Source organism: Oceanobacillus neutriphilus (assembly GCF_014645515.1).
GTDB lineage: Bacteria > Bacillota > Bacilli > Bacillales > Amphibacillaceae > Oceanobacillus > Oceanobacillus neutriphilus.
The window spans coordinates 156,371-172,213 of the sequence record NZ_BMLW01000004.1; the positions used below are offsets into that span (position 1 = coordinate 156,371).

At 38.3% G+C, this 15,843-nt stretch carries 14 protein-coding genes; 5 read left to right on the plus strand and 9 right to left on the minus strand.

Annotated elements, in window-relative coordinates; all coding sequences use genetic code 11:
• Positions 1-14: 14 nt before the first annotated feature.
• From IEX29_RS08060 to IEX29_RS08070, 3 genes are all read left to right on the plus strand, one after another.
• Positions 15-998 (plus strand): LacI family DNA-binding transcriptional regulator, encoded by a 984-nt coding sequence (locus tag IEX29_RS08060; RefSeq protein ID WP_229720135.1) that lies wholly within the window; start codon positions 15-17, stop codon positions 996-998.
• Positions 999-1,261: 263 nt separating this feature from the next.
• A complete protein-coding gene (locus tag IEX29_RS08065) occupies positions 1,262-2,311 on the plus strand; it encodes an ABC transporter permease (protein WP_188733955.1) in 1,050 nt (349 codons plus the stop codon).
• 1 nt (position 2,312) lies between these two features.
• Positions 2,313-3,002, plus strand: coding sequence for an ABC transporter ATP-binding protein (locus tag IEX29_RS08070; RefSeq protein WP_188733956.1), 690 nt, complete (start codon positions 2,313-2,315; stop codon positions 3,000-3,002).
• Positions 3,003-3,041: 39 nt separating this feature from the next.
• Here IEX29_RS08070 and IEX29_RS08075 read toward each other — a convergent pair whose 3' ends face one another.
• Positions 3,042-3,764 (minus strand): GntR family transcriptional regulator, encoded by a 723-nt coding sequence (locus tag IEX29_RS08075; RefSeq protein WP_188733957.1) that lies wholly within the window; start codon positions 3,762-3,764, stop codon positions 3,042-3,044.
• A 234-nt stretch (positions 3,765-3,998) separates the two neighbouring features.
• Between IEX29_RS08075 and IEX29_RS08080 the strand changes: the two genes are divergently transcribed.
• Positions 3,999-5,441, plus strand: coding sequence for a processed acidic surface protein (locus IEX29_RS08080; protein WP_188733958.1), 1,443 nt, complete (start codon positions 3,999-4,001; stop codon positions 5,439-5,441).
• Between the two features lie 124 nt (positions 5,442-5,565).
• Complete coding sequence (locus IEX29_RS08085; RefSeq protein WP_188733959.1) at positions 5,566-5,940, plus strand: DUF488 domain-containing protein; 375 nt, start codon at positions 5,566-5,568, stop codon at positions 5,938-5,940.
• A 73-nt stretch (positions 5,941-6,013) separates the two neighbouring features.
• On the opposite strand, the gene IEX29_RS08090 is transcribed toward IEX29_RS08085, so the two are convergent.
• From IEX29_RS08090 to IEX29_RS08125, 8 genes are all read right to left on the minus strand, one after another.
• Positions 6,014-6,721: a GntR family transcriptional regulator gene (locus tag IEX29_RS08090; RefSeq protein ID WP_188733960.1), complete on the minus strand. Its 708-nt coding sequence runs from the start codon at positions 6,719-6,721 to the stop codon at positions 6,014-6,016.
• A gap of 256 nt (positions 6,722-6,977) precedes the next feature.
• Positions 6,978-8,099, minus strand: a complete 1,122-nt coding sequence (locus tag IEX29_RS08095) for an amidohydrolase/deacetylase family metallohydrolase (RefSeq protein WP_188733961.1) — start codon at positions 8,097-8,099, stop codon at positions 6,978-6,980.
• Between the two features lie 48 nt (positions 8,100-8,147).
• The gene (locus tag IEX29_RS08100; RefSeq protein WP_229720136.1) at positions 8,148-8,765 is read right to left on the minus strand and encodes a YesL family protein; all 618 of its coding nucleotides are present in this window, start codon (positions 8,763-8,765) and stop codon (positions 8,148-8,150) included.
• 43 nt (positions 8,766-8,808) lie between these two features.
• Positions 8,809-9,705, minus strand: a complete 897-nt coding sequence (locus IEX29_RS08105; protein ID WP_188733962.1) for a carbohydrate ABC transporter permease — start codon at positions 9,703-9,705, stop codon at positions 8,809-8,811.
• A gap of 15 nt (positions 9,706-9,720) precedes the next feature.
• Positions 9,721-10,656 carry an ABC transporter permease gene (locus IEX29_RS08110; protein ID WP_188733963.1) on the minus strand — a complete coding sequence of 312 codons (936 nt, stop codon included), beginning with the start codon at positions 10,654-10,656 and terminating at the stop codon, positions 9,721-9,723.
• A 257-nt stretch (positions 10,657-10,913) separates the two neighbouring features.
• On the minus strand, positions 10,914-12,536 hold the full coding sequence (locus IEX29_RS08115; RefSeq protein ID WP_229720137.1) for an extracellular solute-binding protein: 1,623 nt from the start codon (positions 12,534-12,536) through the stop codon (positions 10,914-10,916).
• A 328-nt stretch (positions 12,537-12,864) separates the two neighbouring features.
• Positions 12,865-13,878 (minus strand): lactonase family protein, encoded by a 1,014-nt coding sequence (locus IEX29_RS08120; protein WP_188733964.1) that lies wholly within the window; start codon positions 13,876-13,878, stop codon positions 12,865-12,867.
• A gap of 46 nt (positions 13,879-13,924) precedes the next feature.
• Positions 13,925-15,832 (minus strand): beta-N-acetylhexosaminidase, encoded by a 1,908-nt coding sequence (locus IEX29_RS08125; protein ID WP_188733965.1) that lies wholly within the window; start codon positions 15,830-15,832, stop codon positions 13,925-13,927.
• Positions 15,833-15,843: the final 11 nt, after the last annotated feature.

A 15,843-nucleotide genomic window follows, 5' to 3' on the forward strand; every position in this document is an offset into this window, starting at 1 on the left:
TAAAGGGAGAGAGCATGATGGGGATTAAATTGACAGATGTAGCGAAAAAGGCGGGCGTTTCAGCAACTACCGTCTCTAGGGTAATTAATAATTATGGCTACCTTAGCCAGAAAACCATTGATAAGGTGCATCAAGCGATGGAAGAATTAAATTATCAGCCTAATTCAATGGCCCGCTCACTGCAAGGAAAAGGAACACAATTAATTGGTCTGATATTCCCTACTGTATCTCACCCCTTTTTTGGCGAATTAGCCTCCAAAATGGAAGCAAAGCTGTTTGAAAAAGGATATAAAACGATTCTCTGTGACAGTGCCAATGATAAGGAAAAGGAACGAGACTACCTTAGGATGCTGGCAGCAAATAAAGTAGACGGCATTATTGCAGGAGCTCATAATCTGGGTATTCCTGAATATGAAAATGTAGAACTGCCTATTATTTCATTTGACCGCTATTTGGCAGAAGGAATTCCGATTGTTTCCAGCGACAGCTATCAGGGCGGCCGCCTGGCAACAGAGCATCTATATCAGCGGGGCGGAAGAAAAATTGCCATCATTACAGGAACAAATGAATCGGATTCACCGACTAACCAGCGGCTGGAAGGGTATTTATCTATATTAAAAGAGCATCAATTGGAGCCGATGGTTTATCAATTCCCTCTGGATCATTCTCCATTTTTAAAAGCCACGGAGATTCGTCAGATTCTGTCCAAAAATGAGATAGACAGTGTTTTTTGTACAGATGATTTAACAGCAATTTTAGTTATTAACAAGGCACAGGAATTAGGACTTAAAATTCCGGAAGACCTAAAGGTTATCGGTTATGACGGAACGGAATTTGTCCAGAATTACTTTCCACAGCTGTCAACAGTATTACAGCCAATTGATCAGTTTGTTGATCTTTTGATTGATTTATTAATAAAGCGGATAAATAACGCTGATGTGGACCTGGATAATCTTTATCAATTGCCTGTAAAGTTTATGCAGGGACAGACAAGCTGATATTTTTTATGATTTACCAGTCCATACTATATTGATTGTATACAAATTTAAAACAGCCGTTTGGTTCAGCTTATTTTAATTCAAGGATTCAAAATAAGTTAAATCAGCCGGCTTTTTATTTTTTCAGAAAGATTAATTGATATTCTCCAGTACATTTACCCCGGAATACGATTCTCTATAAATTGAAATTTCCTGTTCATACTGCGTTCATATTCCCTTTATATACTTCTTAGTATACGAAAGATATAGGAGGTTTAAGCAGGATGAAAATGGCATGGAAGGAAATGAAGAAAAATAAATTACGTTATACGATTTTAGGCTTGATTGTTTTCCTGATCAGCTTATTAACTTTTATTATATCTGGACTGGCTAACGGGCTCTCACAGGATAATGCTTCGCTGATTAAAAATTTGCCTGATGGAACTTTTTATCTGGAAGAGGAAGCGGATGAAACCTACAGCTTCTCCAGTCTATCAGATCAACAACAGCAAGAAATAGCAGAAGAACAGCCTGCAACAGCTTTTTTCTCAATTCAGATGGGAAATTTTATAGATTCCTCTGATAAACAGCGCAGTGTTGCTTACGTATCTGCGTCAGATAGTACTTATTTTCAGGAAGTTCATTCTGGTGAGGTTATTTTAGATGCCTCTCTTGAAGAAGAAGGAATAGCAGTAGGAGACGAGATAACGAATGAGCAATGGGATCAATCATTAACAGTAGCAGGATTTGTCGATCAAGAAAAATACAGCCACTCTCCTGCTGCTTTTATAAATCCAAATGATTTTCAGGCATTATTTCATACCGATACGATGCAAATCGCCTTTATTGCTGATTCTGCGATAAAAAATACAGATGATGCACCAGTTTTTAAAGGACTGCAAGCTTTCTCGAACAATGAATTCTTAAATACCATCCCCAGCTATAGTGCGGAACAAATGTCATTGAATATGATAGTTATCTTTCTGCTGGTAATCAGCGGAATGCTGTTTGCTATCTTCTTCTATATGATTAATGTTCAAAAGCTTGGTATATACGGTATTTTAAAAGCTATCGGTGTAAAAACGGGCAAGCTGTTTCAAATGATGTGGGCACAGATGTTCATCATCTCTGTTGTCTCTCTGATATTGTCTATATCTATCAGTCAAGCTTTCCAATTGCTGGCACCAAACGGGATGCCTTTTCATTTAACCTGGGAGACAACAGGATTGCTTTCTCTCGTTTTTGTCATCATTGGATTTATCGGTGCAACATTATCCGGCATTCAAATTAAACGTGTAGAACCAATACAAGCTATACAGCAGGGAGAGATGTAAAATGAGTTTATTTACGATGGATAACGTCCGAAAAACATTTGCTCATGGAGAGGTAAAAGAAGAGATATTAAAAGGAATTAATATCTCCCTGTCCCAGGGGAAAATCACAGCCCTGACAGGTGCTTCCGGTTCAGGAAAAAGTACACTGCTGACCATTGCAGCCGGATTACAGACAGCTTCCGATGGACAGATTTCCTTCGAGCAGCAGGAGCTGACATCCATGCGCAGTGAAGAACTCCGTCAAATTCGGGCAAAAGACTTTGGTTTTATTTTTCAATTTGCACACTTAGTACCCTTTTTAACTGTACAGGAACAGCTGGATCTCATGCTTGACACTGCTGAATCTCCTCTTTCCAAGCAGACACAGAAAAAGGAAATAAAGCAGGTTTTAGAGCTTGTCGGTATGTGGAAACGAAAGGATGCTTATCCCGCCTCATTATCTGGAGGTGAAAAACAGCGCGTTGCAGTGGCAAGAGCAATCATCCACAGCCCTAAGGTGCTTTTTGCAGATGAACCCACTGCCAGTCTTGATTCAAAACGATCTCAGGAAGTGATGAAGCTGATCCAAAATCTTTCTAAAGAACGGCATATTACCGTTTTAATGGTCACGCATGATATGGATATGCTCGATTTTGTGGATGAGGTCATTGAAATGCGCGATGGAAAAATCGTTGACAAGAAAAATACTTGAAGATAATGATAATAAGCTATTTTGAAACAAAATAGCTTATTATTCTTTCACACTATACTCTCTGACTGTCTTCATTATTTCCTCCTCTATCCAGAGATCCTCCACCTGATTTTGCACATCATGAAAGTTTCTCTCAAAAGCTAAATCCACCATTTCCTTTTCTTTTTTATCAATGGCTTCTACAATCAGCTCATGATTATAGAGAATACGTTCAAAATCTTTTTCATTTGTCATCATCCGGTAGCGCATCGATAGGATAATAAGGCATTCCAGTACTGGCTTTAAATTATTCCACAGCATCTTAATATGGTGATGATCAATCGATTGAATAATTGTTTCATGGAACTCAATATCAAGGAAGGAAAATTGATCAACATCCTGATATTTAATAGCAATTTTCATCATTTCTACCATCTTTTTCAGTTCTTGAACAAGTGTATCTGTCTGCATCTTTAATAGACGTTCAAAGGTAAAGGACTCTATCATTAAGCGTATATCATAAATTTCCTCAATACTTTTTTCAGACATACCGACGACAACTGCTCCCATTCTTTCCGGCCGGACAAGATTCTCATTTGCCAGCACACGCAAAGCTTCTCTGACTGGAGAACGGCTGACCTGAAATAAAGATCCCAGTTGATTCTCCGAAAGAACAGTGCCTGCTTTTATTTCACGAGAAATAATCCGCATCCGGAGCTCTGCAACTACTTGTTCCCCTTTTGATTCATTCATTAGTTTTTTCTTTGGATAAAATGCTTTCATGCTGCTTAGCTCCTTTATCTATTAGTGAATACTTGTATACCACTATAGTGACATAACCTTTGCACTTTGTAAACGTTTGCTATTAAAAGTTAGAAACTTCCATTTTTTGATTGAAATGTTTGATATTTGGGAGTGTTAATGAAATAACACTTTAAAAATAGATTGCCAGAAAAGGACTTCGAGGCTATAATTTTATCATTGAGCTAGTTATTTTAATCGAAAAGAGGAGAATGAATGAGGAAATCGACACAAATTTTTGCATTATTCTTATTTTTATTTGTCGTTTTACCTGGAGCTGCTGATGCACAATCAAACAGCTTCCAAAAAAATCTGGATACTTATTTAACAGAAATCAGTAAAGAACGAGGTTTTACAGTCACAAAAGAAGATATTGAATTCTCTCTGTCTCTCTATGAGTCTTATTTAGAGGAATTTGATACAGTCGAAGATTTAAAAGAATTCTTAGGACAGGTAATTCATAAAGATGGAAATAATTTAAAACAGATTTATAAAGATTATGATATTGACCGGGCTACACTTGATGAAACTTTAGCTGAGTTTGGACAAACGTTGGAGGATTATGTTTTCTTAGATGATCTCGAAATGAATATCGATTTATATTTATATATATTAATACCAAAAGATCCTGATTTTGATCAAAAGCTGGCAGATTATCTGGAAGATGCAACTAAAATTCGCGGCTTTCAGGTTACTCAAAATCATATTGAGAATTCCTTAGCTCTCTATGGGAGCAATTTAAATGATTTTAAAACCGTTGATGAGCTATCTGACTTTATCGGAGAAATAATTAATAAGGATTTAAGTAATGTTGGTCCCTATTTCGGCCTAGATCAAGAAGATATACTTAAACTTATTTCTGATAATGGATTAAATATAAATGATTATGTCTACTTAGATGATTTATCCTATGATTTAGATGGGGACATCTTTTGGGAAGACGATGATTTCTTTGATTTAAGCTTTTTCATGCAGGAATTCGATCTAACAGAGGACGAGCTGCTTCGGCTGGAAGAGCATATTCTTAACATTCCTGACATCACAAGCGATGAAACCCTTGAAAAATTGTTGCTTTTAGCTGATCGGATGATGGCATTTTCTGAATTTGAAACAATTACGGAACTAACACCGGGCCAAATCGGAGAATTAATGTCTATCTTTCATGATTTTCTTGATATTCTCCAATTACATGCAGAATTTGTGCTTGTTACAGATCAAGGGGAAGAAAATCTATCATTGGAAACATTATTCCATTTAACAAGGCTTGAAAACGCAAATTTGAAGATTAATATTTACAACCTGCAGGGAGATTTTCTTGCTGATATAATTATTTCCGGGGAAATGGTAGATTCCAGTACTATTATTGATACGGGAAATGCTATTCAAAAAGAGGCTTCCAAGGAATCAGAGGCTGTAGTCATTGAGAAAAATGACAAAGAGGCTCCTGTTGAAAACGAAGCTTCATTTAAGGCTGTATCGCAAAAAAATGCCGAGGTTAAATCTGAATCAGTATCACAAGCAGATTCCATAAAGAAAAAAGAAGAAAAACTGCCTGATACCGCTTCGAACTATGCAGAGAAAGGTATCTGGGGACTGGTACTAATTATAGCCGGGGGTACTCTATTGTTCTTATCAAGAAAAAGAAAGCACGAGGCATAAACTATTTATTTGCCAAAGTTTTATTTACAACATTTTCTGAGACTTGAGAGTCAATCAATAGAGTTCTGAATACCTGCATGATATATTGAAGAAGAACATAATTGTTTGAAAGGTGGAATAATGAATGTCTATCGTACTGCAGCGTATCTATGAAAAGTCGGATGAGACAGGCTATCGGGTTTTAGTTGATTTAGTCTGGCCACGGGGAATTTCAAAAAAAGAGGCAAAGCTGGATGATTGGGCAAAAGAAGTAACACCTACGCCAGATTTAAGAAAATGGTTTAACCATGATCCTGAAAAATTTGAGGATTTTAAAAAAGCGTATAAAAAAGAATTGCTAAATGATGATGAGAAGATAAAAAAATTATCTGAGCTTCAAGACCTGCAAAAAAAGCAACGTCTTATCTTATTGTACGCAGCCAAGGATAAAGAGCATAATCATGCTCTGATTTTAAAGGAAGTTCTGGAAAGTGACTTGCCTTCAACTAAATCAGATTAAATTCACAGTTTGCCAAGCTATATTAGAACAGAACAAAAGCGTACCTGAAAATCAATACAGGGTACGCTTTTATTTATACATTAAAATTCACGATATACTTATGCAGATCCGTACGATAATAAGCAACAGAATATTCTACCAGCCTGTCACGATCATCATACGAAAAACGTTCCCGCTGTAATAATGGCTGTAATTCAATCTCCAGCATCTCTGCAATTGCCGGTTCTGGAACAGAAACACTGAATTCATCCTTAAACCGGTAAAAACGAATTCCTTCCTGATACAGCATGTCATATAATGAATTCACAAATACATTGGGGTCATTTGGCAGCGTAATAGACGATGGGATATAATGCCTGAAATGGATATACGGCTCTTCATTTAATGTATAAAGACGCTCCACACAATATGCGCCATCTCCTGCTAACGTACTGACCTGCGGCATGATATCCTCTACTCTGTTAACCTCGATCAGTTTTTTGCCTAACTGATGACCTTCTCCAATCAGATATTCAGAAAAACGCTGTCCCTTCGAAAGCTTAGAAACAGCCTGGTTAGCAAGTACTGTAGTACCAATACCGCTTCTCTTCTCCACATATCCCTCCTGGGCTAACTGCTCCACCGCTCTGCGGATTGTAATTTTACTTACTTCAAATTCCTTTTCCAGCTCCGGTTCTGAAGGAATTAAACTGTTTTTCGGGTACTGGCCGCTGATAATTCTTTCCTTCAATATATCCTTTACCTGCAAGTACAAAGATCCCTGTCTTAAATTTAGCTTCATTGTAATCTCTACCCTTCTGTATCCAAATCCACTGATCCGTTCCGTTTGATGTCTTATTATAATTAAGAGAGAATAATTATCCTATAAGCTTTAGTATAAGTATAACGAAAGCAGCCATTCTGTAAATATTTTTTCATTATTTCCTCTTATTGTATCAGTAATCATAACTGCACTAAACTTTGTAGTCAAAAGAAATAATAAACAATTAACTATAGTACCTGTTCCCTCACATAAAACAACGAAAAATATCTACTCTCTATACTTCATAGGAATAATGCTTCTCGAGTTCAATGTACTCACCGCCAAGAAAAACTCCCTGAGGTTTAATGACCTGATTCGTGATTATTTCATTTCCTAAAGAATCTGTCAGTACCTTCGTTTCCTTCTCTATTGTAAAAAAAGTAAATTCTGCATAAGAGCCGCAATTAAAATTTCCCAGCCAAGGCTGCTTTAAAATTTGTGCTGGTGTCTCTGTCACTGCCCGGATAATGGTTTCCAATGGATAACCTAATTTTAAAAACTTGGTTAATGTATCAGCCATACTGTATACAGGTCCATTTATCTGATTATCCTCATAAATATCTGTACTGATTGTATCAAAATATATTCCTGCTTCCTTTGCTTTTGTTGCAATTGGAAACGAAAAGCTTGATTTCCCATGACCGACATCAAGATAAACTCCTCTTCGTACAGCGTCAGCCAGAGCAGGATCAACCTCCCCATTACTCTGGAAAATATGATTGGGGCTTTTCCCATGATAGCAGTGTGTGAGAATATCCCCTTTATCTAACAAAGATAAGATCTCATGCAGCATTGGCGGTGCACTGCCAATATGAACCATCAGCGGTTTATTCAGCTTTTTACTGTACTTTGCCGCAAGCTGCAGCGGCTTTAATCCGCTATCTCCTATTACGCTTGCACTCATTCTTGCTTTTAAGCCGATTATAAAGGATGGATAGGCATTTACAGCATAGTGTATTGCATCCCAGGAAACCTCATCTAAATTGGCTAATTCATCTATTCGTTCTAAGCCAATCTGTGAAATATTCAGGAATGCAAGCACCCTAGTTCTTGCTGTTTTAGCAATTTGGTAAAATTCCTCCATCGTATTTGCGCCGCTGCTCCCGGCATCAACTACAGTTGTGACACCAGTTTGATAACCAATCTTATCAGGAGAGGCGCAATACGGTTTATACTTCGGAAAAGCGTGTGTATGTAAGTCAATCCATCCGGGGGAAGCATACATTCCTTCTGCATCGGACACTACTGGATAGAAGCCTCCTGCATTCGCAACTATATCTTTAATTCGGCCATTTTCTATTAAAATATCTGCTTTTTTCCCATTTGTCAGCAGTACATTTTTAATCACCTGTATCATCGTCCATCTCCCTCCGCTCAACACTGTTTCTTATATCTATAATTCTGTCTATACAGCGGCCTCATACTTGGCAAATGTTTTAGATACACCCCAAGTAATAAAGTAAGCAGAAAGGCTGCCCCCGAAAAAGAAAAGCACCGCCGGGAATATTTGAAAGATAAAATAACCCGCTAAGCCGATACAAGCTAGTAAAAACACTGTAAGAATCGGATGAACAATAGATATAATCAGCGGCCATTTTAAATATTGCATTGCTTTTAAATCAAAATGGACATATATCGGGAATAAGTATATTACGAGCATAGCCAATAAAGCGAAGACAATAACGATAGAAAATTGAGCCATCTGATAGACTAGTGCGCTTTGTGCACCGAGAATTTGAAATTGAATGGAAAAGAAGTATCCAAACAGAAACAAAATGATTCCGATACTGTTTGCCTTCCAAAATTCCTTGCGATAAACTTCCCAAAACGTTGTAAAAATAGGAAGCTCATCCTCGCCCCGCTGCCACTTACGGACAATAGCAAACATCGCAACAGTTGCAGGCATGATTCCAAAGAAAAGAAGACCTGCAATCGTAAATAAAACCCATAATATATTCAGATAAGCAAGACGGGTTATCCAAATTGCAAATATATAATATCCACGAGCAACTTCTGCCATCATAATCTCTCCTTTTCTTTAAAATATGAACTGAGATAACCTCGATTTATTCCTTCACTGATCCGATCAATACACCTTTTACAAAAAAGCGCTGTAAAAATGGATACACAATAAGCAACGGTAACGCAGATACAATGATAACCGCATATTTTACAAGAGAAGCTGTCTTGATTTGATCTGCAAAGGATTGAGCACTTCCTGCAGCACTGGACGCACTATCAGCACTTACCTCATTTAGTATCAGAATCTGCCGCAGTATGAGCTGGAGCGGGAATTTATCCTCCGTCCTCAAATAAATCAATGCGTTAAAATATTGGTTCCATAATGCGACACCGTGAAACAGTGCCATAACTGCAATAATCGGCATCGATAATGGTAAAACCACTTTGAAAAATAAATAGATATCACTGGCCCCGTCAATTTTAGCTGCTTCCACCAGCTGATCCGGTATCGTCTGCTGGAAGAAGGTTCTTGCAACTAAGATAGACCAGGCACCAACTACTCCAGGAATAACAATAGCCCACATCGTATCCAGCATTTGCAGATTACGGACTACTAGATACGTAGGAATTAATCCGCCATTAAATAACATGGTGAATAATATAAACCACAGCCAGGCCTTCTTGCCCATTAATTCCTTCCGTGATAATGCATAGGCTGCCGGTAAGAGAACAAACAAGTGAACAATAACACCGACCACTGTGTAAAGAATAGTATTTTTATATCCTATCCAAATAGCATCATTCTGAAATACTCGTTGAAAGCCCTCGAATGTCACATCTACCGGCCATAACCACATCTTTCCTGTATTTACAGCATGGGGATCACTAATCGACGCACTAATTACGAATATTAGTGGATAAATAATGATTATCGTTATAAGCAGGACAAATAGAAAATTGAGTCGATCAAAGGCTTTATCCGACAAACTGAATTTTGACATCAGGCATCTCCTTCCCTACCATAGGCTGTTCTCACTGACTTTTCGTGCAATTTGGTTTACGGTAATTAAAAGGACAATATTAATAGCTGATTCAAATAATCCTACAGCAGCAGCAAAGCTGTATTGACCTTCCAATATACCTGTCTCATACACAAACGTCTGAATAACATCAGAAGTCTCTGAGTTCAGTGTATTTTGCATCAAGAGCACTTTTTCAAAACCAATTTGCATGAAATTCCCGATATTTAAAATAAATAGAATCACAATTGTCGGCATAATACTTGGAATATTAATTCTAAAAATCCGCTGCATACGCGTTGCACCATCTACTTTTGCAGCTTCATGCAGTTCTGGATTTACACCTGCCAGCGCAGCCAGATAAATAATTGTACTCCATCCCAGTGTCTGCCATTGGCCTGACCATACAAAGATATGGCGGAACCAGTCCGGGCTTGTTAAAAATGGAATTGAATCTATTCCAAGTGCACGCAATAAGTGGTTTATTAAACCCGTATTCGGATCCAGAAAAGCTACAAGCATTCCAACAACTACTACAACAGAAATAAAATGTGGTGCATAGGTTAAAGTCTGTGTCCATTTTTTAAAGGCACCATTTCTGAGTTCATTAAATGCCAGAGCTAAAATAATCGGTAATGGGAACAATACAAGCATATACAGGTTTAAAATGATTGTATTTTTGAGCAGCCTCCAAAAATAATAAGAACTGAAGAAACGCTCAAAATGTTCAAATCCTACCCATTCACTTCCCCAGATGCCAAGTGTCGCAAAATAATCTTTAAAGGCAATCTGCACACCGTACATCGGAATATAATGAAATATAAAAAAGTACAAAAAGACTGGCATCATGAAAAGGTAAAGCTGCCAGTTACGCTGAAAACTCTTCTTGATCGTGGCTCTTTTACCCCTTTGTATGGATTGGTCTTTTGCCATCTTTCAGTAGGCCTCCTTCTTCATATGGAATACTGCAACCAGGTTGTGAATATCATCGCAGCAAAACCCTGTTTTCATGTCTTATGTAACCCACATTCATGATGTATCACATATCTGCTTTTTATTATTTTCTTAAAAAAAGAGAGGGCATGAGATATACTGCCCTCTCGATGTGATATTCAGCGGGATGCTTTCCCTGTTAAAGGGGAAGGAACACATGTTGATCTCTCGCCCCGCGAAATAAATTATTCTACGATTTAGTTAGATTGGTAACGATCATATGCAGCCTGGTAAACTTCCAGTAATTCTTCCATTCCCATCTGCTCAATCGTTTGGACATAATTATCCCATCCATCTAAATCTTCATCACCTGTAATAAACTTGTCGCGCATTTCTTCTACATACTTGTTAATATCTTCACCTGTTGATTGAAGGATACGGTTTTCCTCATCTGTGAAAGTGAACCTTGGCCATACCTCATCAATTACCTGAGGCTGGATTTTTTCAGCAGCTTCCAATGATTGCGGTGCTGTTTCTCCACCCTGGAAGTAATCTTCTTTAATAATTCCACTGATAGAACCAAGCCATGTCAGATCCTGGGCAATTGCTTGTTCAAATGTCATATCTCCTTCTGGATTTAAGATGTGATCACTATAAACAGCTTCTCCATCTTCCACTTCAAAAGTCTCTCCCTCTACTCCCATGTAGTAAAGTTCTGCACCTTCATCACCATAGAAATAGTCCATCCAGCGTACAGTTGCCTCCGGATTCGGATTATCACTGGAAATAACCAGGTTAGCAGGATCCCATACAGAAGACGAAAGCTTGTTATAAGACTGATGTCCATCCGGACCTTCTAAAGCTGCTACACTATTATATTGAGAGCCGATTTCTTCTCCAAATAATTCAATTGGATCATAGAAAATCATACTTCCATACAGATTATCAGACGCATTTGCAAGGAATTGTCCCCACTCAATCGTAAAAATACTCTGATCTATTAATCCTTCTTCATAAAGCATATTAATATATTCCATCATTTCTTTATATTCATCTGTTGTTGCATAGTAACGAACCTTAGAATCGTCATTTGGATCTAAGTCCAGGTTTGTATTCGATGGACCATGATTCATTACTCCAAATGATCCGGATAACCATTGAACAAGCTCAATAATTGCTGTTCCGCCATAAGGAATCGTATCTCCATTCCCTACTGGATCAAGTTCTTTTACTGCTTTTAAGTATTCATAGAAATCTCCGGTTGTTTCCGGAATATCCATATCCAGTTCTTTCAGCCAGTCTTCATTAATCCAAGGTCTTGCACTAAGCCGTAAAGAAAGGAAATCCTCTTCAATTAATGCCGGCATAGAGTAAATATTTCCATCCGGGAAGGTAATTGCCTTTTCAATGGTCGGATCATTTTCCATAAGTTCTTTTAAATTTGGCGCATATTCATCGATTAAATCATTTAATGCTAAAAAAGAACCCTGGGAACCATAACGTAATAAATCTGTATTCGTCAGCTGTGCTAAGAAGAAAGCATCCGGCAGGTCACCGCTTCCTAATGCTAAGTTTCGATTTTCCTCTAGAGCATCCGGGCTGACAAGATTCCAGTTTACATCAACATTTGTTAAATCTCTGTACTCATTCCAAATTAAAATATCATTCCAGTCATTGCCTTCATTCTGTGCAGGCTTGTTCGCAAAGAAGGTGAGCTCTAAGTCTTCATCAACAATCGGAAACCCTTCCGCATTGACGTCACCACTGCTTGCTGCATCTCCTTTTTTACTATCGCTATCACCGCCATCATCATTGCCACACGCATATAAAGCGCTTACAAAAGCAAGAGTTGCTATTAAGAAAAACAATTTCTTTAACATAATGAACCCCCTTTTTAAGTAGAAAAAAATGTAAAACGAGCTCCCGCATAATGCGGTGACTTCTATGTTCACCATACGATGTGGACGGCTTTAATAGAAGCTTCTTTAACAACTAGACACACCTTCCATATTTCACTATTTTAATCTACCACTCCTTTACCAAATTAATAAATCTCAGATGTATATTATTTTGCCTATTCAAAATAGTATCACTATTTTATTAAAGTGTCAACATAACATTATAATGATTAATATAAATTTTTTGTCTTATTTTGTAGAATCTGCTCTAAACTTTAAAATACCACTTACTCAAAGGATAACCTAGTAGTTATATATCAATGATACACACAGGCTTTTGAATAGTAAATGTATTATTTGTCATTGAATATGTATCATTCTTTTGATGGAGGACTGTTATATTATTACTATTCTGATTGCAAACAAATAATTGATTATTTATCGATTGATTACTACAAAAATGTCTGGGCCATTCTCCACTTACTGGAATAGAGGTCTCTTTTTCCAGTCTGCCGTCTTCTCTAACATGAAAAAGAGTCAATGAATCTGCTCCTCTGTTGGAGGTAATCACTTTACCTTCAAAGTATTGAATTTCTGCACCATAGTTCTTCAAATCTTGTACTGTTTCAATTTCCTGAATGCACTGGATAGCAGCTGATGATTCAGCATACCGATATACAAATACACTTGATTGATACTCATTGACTACATACAGCACCTGTTTATCAGGATGAAAAGCAATATGCCTTGGCCCGACTTTTTCCGGTATCGTAATGCTTTGCGAGGGCAGCAGGCGCATTTGTTTTTCATCCCATTGATAAATATATAATTTACTTTCGCCAATATCAGTCATTATGACAGAAGAAGTCTTTGGAATTTGCCGGACTGTATGTATATGAGAGACTTGATTATTTGCAGAGGTGAAATCAATATATTCCACCTCTTCCTGCAAATCTCCCTTTTCATTCAGAGCATAAACAACAACGCCCGCTCTCGAATAATTGCTGACAAATAAATAATTTCCGCAGGTACTTACCTCCGCATAACATGGTCCGCCATGTGTTGGTAAACGACCTTTTTCTTTCAGCCGGCGATTTCCACCATCCAGTTCATAGCAGACTACTTCTCCGTCCTCTACTTCACTGACTGCATACACCCGATTTTTCATCGGGTGCTTTGCTAAAAAGGATGGATTAATGATACCCTCCTGCTCTCCTAAACGTTCAATATCACCAGATTCGGCATCTATTTTTAACCAGTGGATACATGCTGAATCCTTCTCCCCATAACAGCCGACAAGTACTTCTGTATACTGATTATTCATCCTATGTCCTCCTTATTACAGCTGAATTTAGAGCAATCTTAACTGCTTAATAAATTGGCAGTACATGAAAGAATACATTAGGTGATGCCATCCGATAGTAATAGCTGCACCAGCCTAAACCGCTGGATTCCTCTACATTTGGGGAGTAATATAATCTCTCCTGTTCCAGTTCATCAATTTCATCAACATCTCCTTTTAAATACTCATCAATCCGTACGCAAGCTGTATCCAACCGCTGTAATAATCCTCCATAACGGATATCAATTACTTCCCAGCCAAAAGGCTTGTTTAGGGACAGCCATTGCTTTCGATGAGCAGCTTGGAGTGTCTTCACACGCTCTATTACTTCTGGTATAGCTCTCCCGGCAATATCCTGCAGTTTTTCTCTGTCCGCGGCATCATAAGCTGCTTTCAATTCAACACCTAAATTTCCTTTTTTCGCAAGGACCCGGCAAAGCTTTTCCGGAACATCAAAGAAACCGCCCGGAGTCTGCTGATTATATTGCCTGATCTCCTCCGCAAGCTGTTCATAAAAGGCCCCTGCATCATTCTTTTCAACATGCTTATCAAATAAGCCCAGCAGTACATCCTGCCATAATAGGAATTTAGAAGGGTTGGTCTGCAGTGTATTTCCTTCATCTACGCCAGGCGGCTGATCCATTTTATTTAATGCCAGGAGTGCCTCCGGATCAATTCCTGTGCAAAACAAAGCACGTTCCTTTACATGGTTTGTATCTATTTCTGGATGGTAAGCATGTTCAGCATAATATTGCAGTCCATAAAGAGCATTGAATACATTGTTCTCATAGCCATCATCTCCCCAAAGCGTCACAAACACATCTTCAATACCCTCCTGCTTGCAGACATTTAGTGCAGGTTCACTGGCAGCCAGGGAAATTTGGTAGTTAGGGGCAAATGTATTCCACACCCACATCCCGCCAGCAAATGCCGGTGTACTGCCGAAGCGCTTCAATTGCTGCAGCATCCGCCCGTAATGCTCCTTATCTGCTTGAGCGTACTGCCAATACATATATTGCACATTATCTGGCAGCTGATTAACAATATACTCTGGTAAATCAGTTGTTTTGTCATAGCTGTCCCCTGTTTCGGAAGCCAGCTTCAAAAACATATCACTCCACATTATGGCATGGAGATGATATTTATCTGTTATCTCCACAATTTTATCCAAATGTGCTTTCATTAAATCAAAGCGGTTTTTAAACCCGTTGATATTTAAATATCTGCCGCGTCCTACCTCTTCTGCTTCATCCATGCCGATATGGATACGGTTGCTCCGGAAAGGCTTTGTTGCTGCAGCAATCATCCGGTCCAGTAAATCATACGTATCGTCACTCTCTAATAATAAAGCCCCCCGCGTATCCTTATATTTATAAGCTGCATCCCATTTGAGAAATTCCTCTAAATGCGCCAAAGTTTGGATACAAGGTATCAGTTCTATTCCAAATTGATTTGCATAATCATCCAGCTCCCGCAATTCTTTCTCACTATAGCGCCCGCGCATATAACCAAAATATGGCTCTCCTTCTACTTCATATGTATCCTCCATATATAGCATGGCTGCATTATGACCCATCACTGCTAATTTCCGGATAAAATCCTTTAAAGTAGACAGCTTCATTGTCATATTACGTGATAGATCAAACATAGGGCCTACACTGGAAAACTGCATCTCCTCCTGAATATGAATCTGCTTATTTCCTTTGCTTAACGCTTCTAAAACCAATCCCAATGCTCTAAAAAAATGACATGGCTGCTGATAGGTAATCATTCCGGCCCCTTTATCAAACTCCACTATTAATCCTTTGACATGGTCATCCTGCTTGCCCGTCAGTATGGTTCCTCCTTGTTCCACAACTGTAAATCCATAAGCATCCTGTAATTCCTCAATTCCTGAGCGCAGATTTTCCACGTCGCCCTTAAACAAAATATCCAAATATCTTCACT

Coding starts and splice junctions, on each gene's coding strand:
- IEX29_RS08060 (WP_229720135.1), top strand. CDS start 15: ATGATGGGGATTAAATTGACAGATGTAGCGAAAAAGGCGGGCGTTTCA.
- IEX29_RS08065 (WP_188733955.1), top strand. CDS start 1,262: ATGAAAATGGCATGGAAGGAAATGAAGAAAAATAAATTACGTTATACG.
- IEX29_RS08070 (WP_188733956.1), top strand. CDS start 2,313: ATGAGTTTATTTACGATGGATAACGTCCGAAAAACATTTGCTCATGGA.
- IEX29_RS08075 (WP_188733957.1), bottom strand. CDS start 3,764: ATGAAAGCATTTTATCCAAAGAAAAAACTAATGAATGAATCAAAAGGG.
- IEX29_RS08080 (WP_188733958.1), top strand. CDS start 3,999: ATGAGGAAATCGACACAAATTTTTGCATTATTCTTATTTTTATTTGTC.
- IEX29_RS08085 (WP_188733959.1), top strand. CDS start 5,566: ATGTCTATCGTACTGCAGCGTATCTATGAAAAGTCGGATGAGACAGGC.
- IEX29_RS08090 (WP_188733960.1), bottom strand. CDS start 6,721: ATGAAGCTAAATTTAAGACAGGGATCTTTGTACTTGCAGGTAAAGGAT.
- IEX29_RS08095 (WP_188733961.1), bottom strand. CDS start 8,099: ATGATACAGGTGATTAAAAATGTACTGCTGACAAATGGGAAAAAAGCA.
- IEX29_RS08100 (WP_229720136.1), bottom strand. CDS start 8,765: ATGATGGCAGAAGTTGCTCGTGGATATTATATATTTGCAATTTGGATA.
- IEX29_RS08105 (WP_188733962.1), bottom strand. CDS start 9,705: ATGTCAAAATTCAGTTTGTCGGATAAAGCCTTTGATCGACTCAATTTT.
- IEX29_RS08110 (WP_188733963.1), bottom strand. CDS start 10,656: ATGGCAAAAGACCAATCCATACAAAGGGGTAAAAGAGCCACGATCAAG.
- IEX29_RS08115 (WP_229720137.1), bottom strand. CDS start 12,536: ATGTTAAAGAAATTGTTTTTCTTAATAGCAACTCTTGCTTTTGTAAGC.
- IEX29_RS08120 (WP_188733964.1), bottom strand. CDS start 13,878: ATGAATAATCAGTATACAGAAGTACTTGTCGGCTGTTATGGGGAGAAG.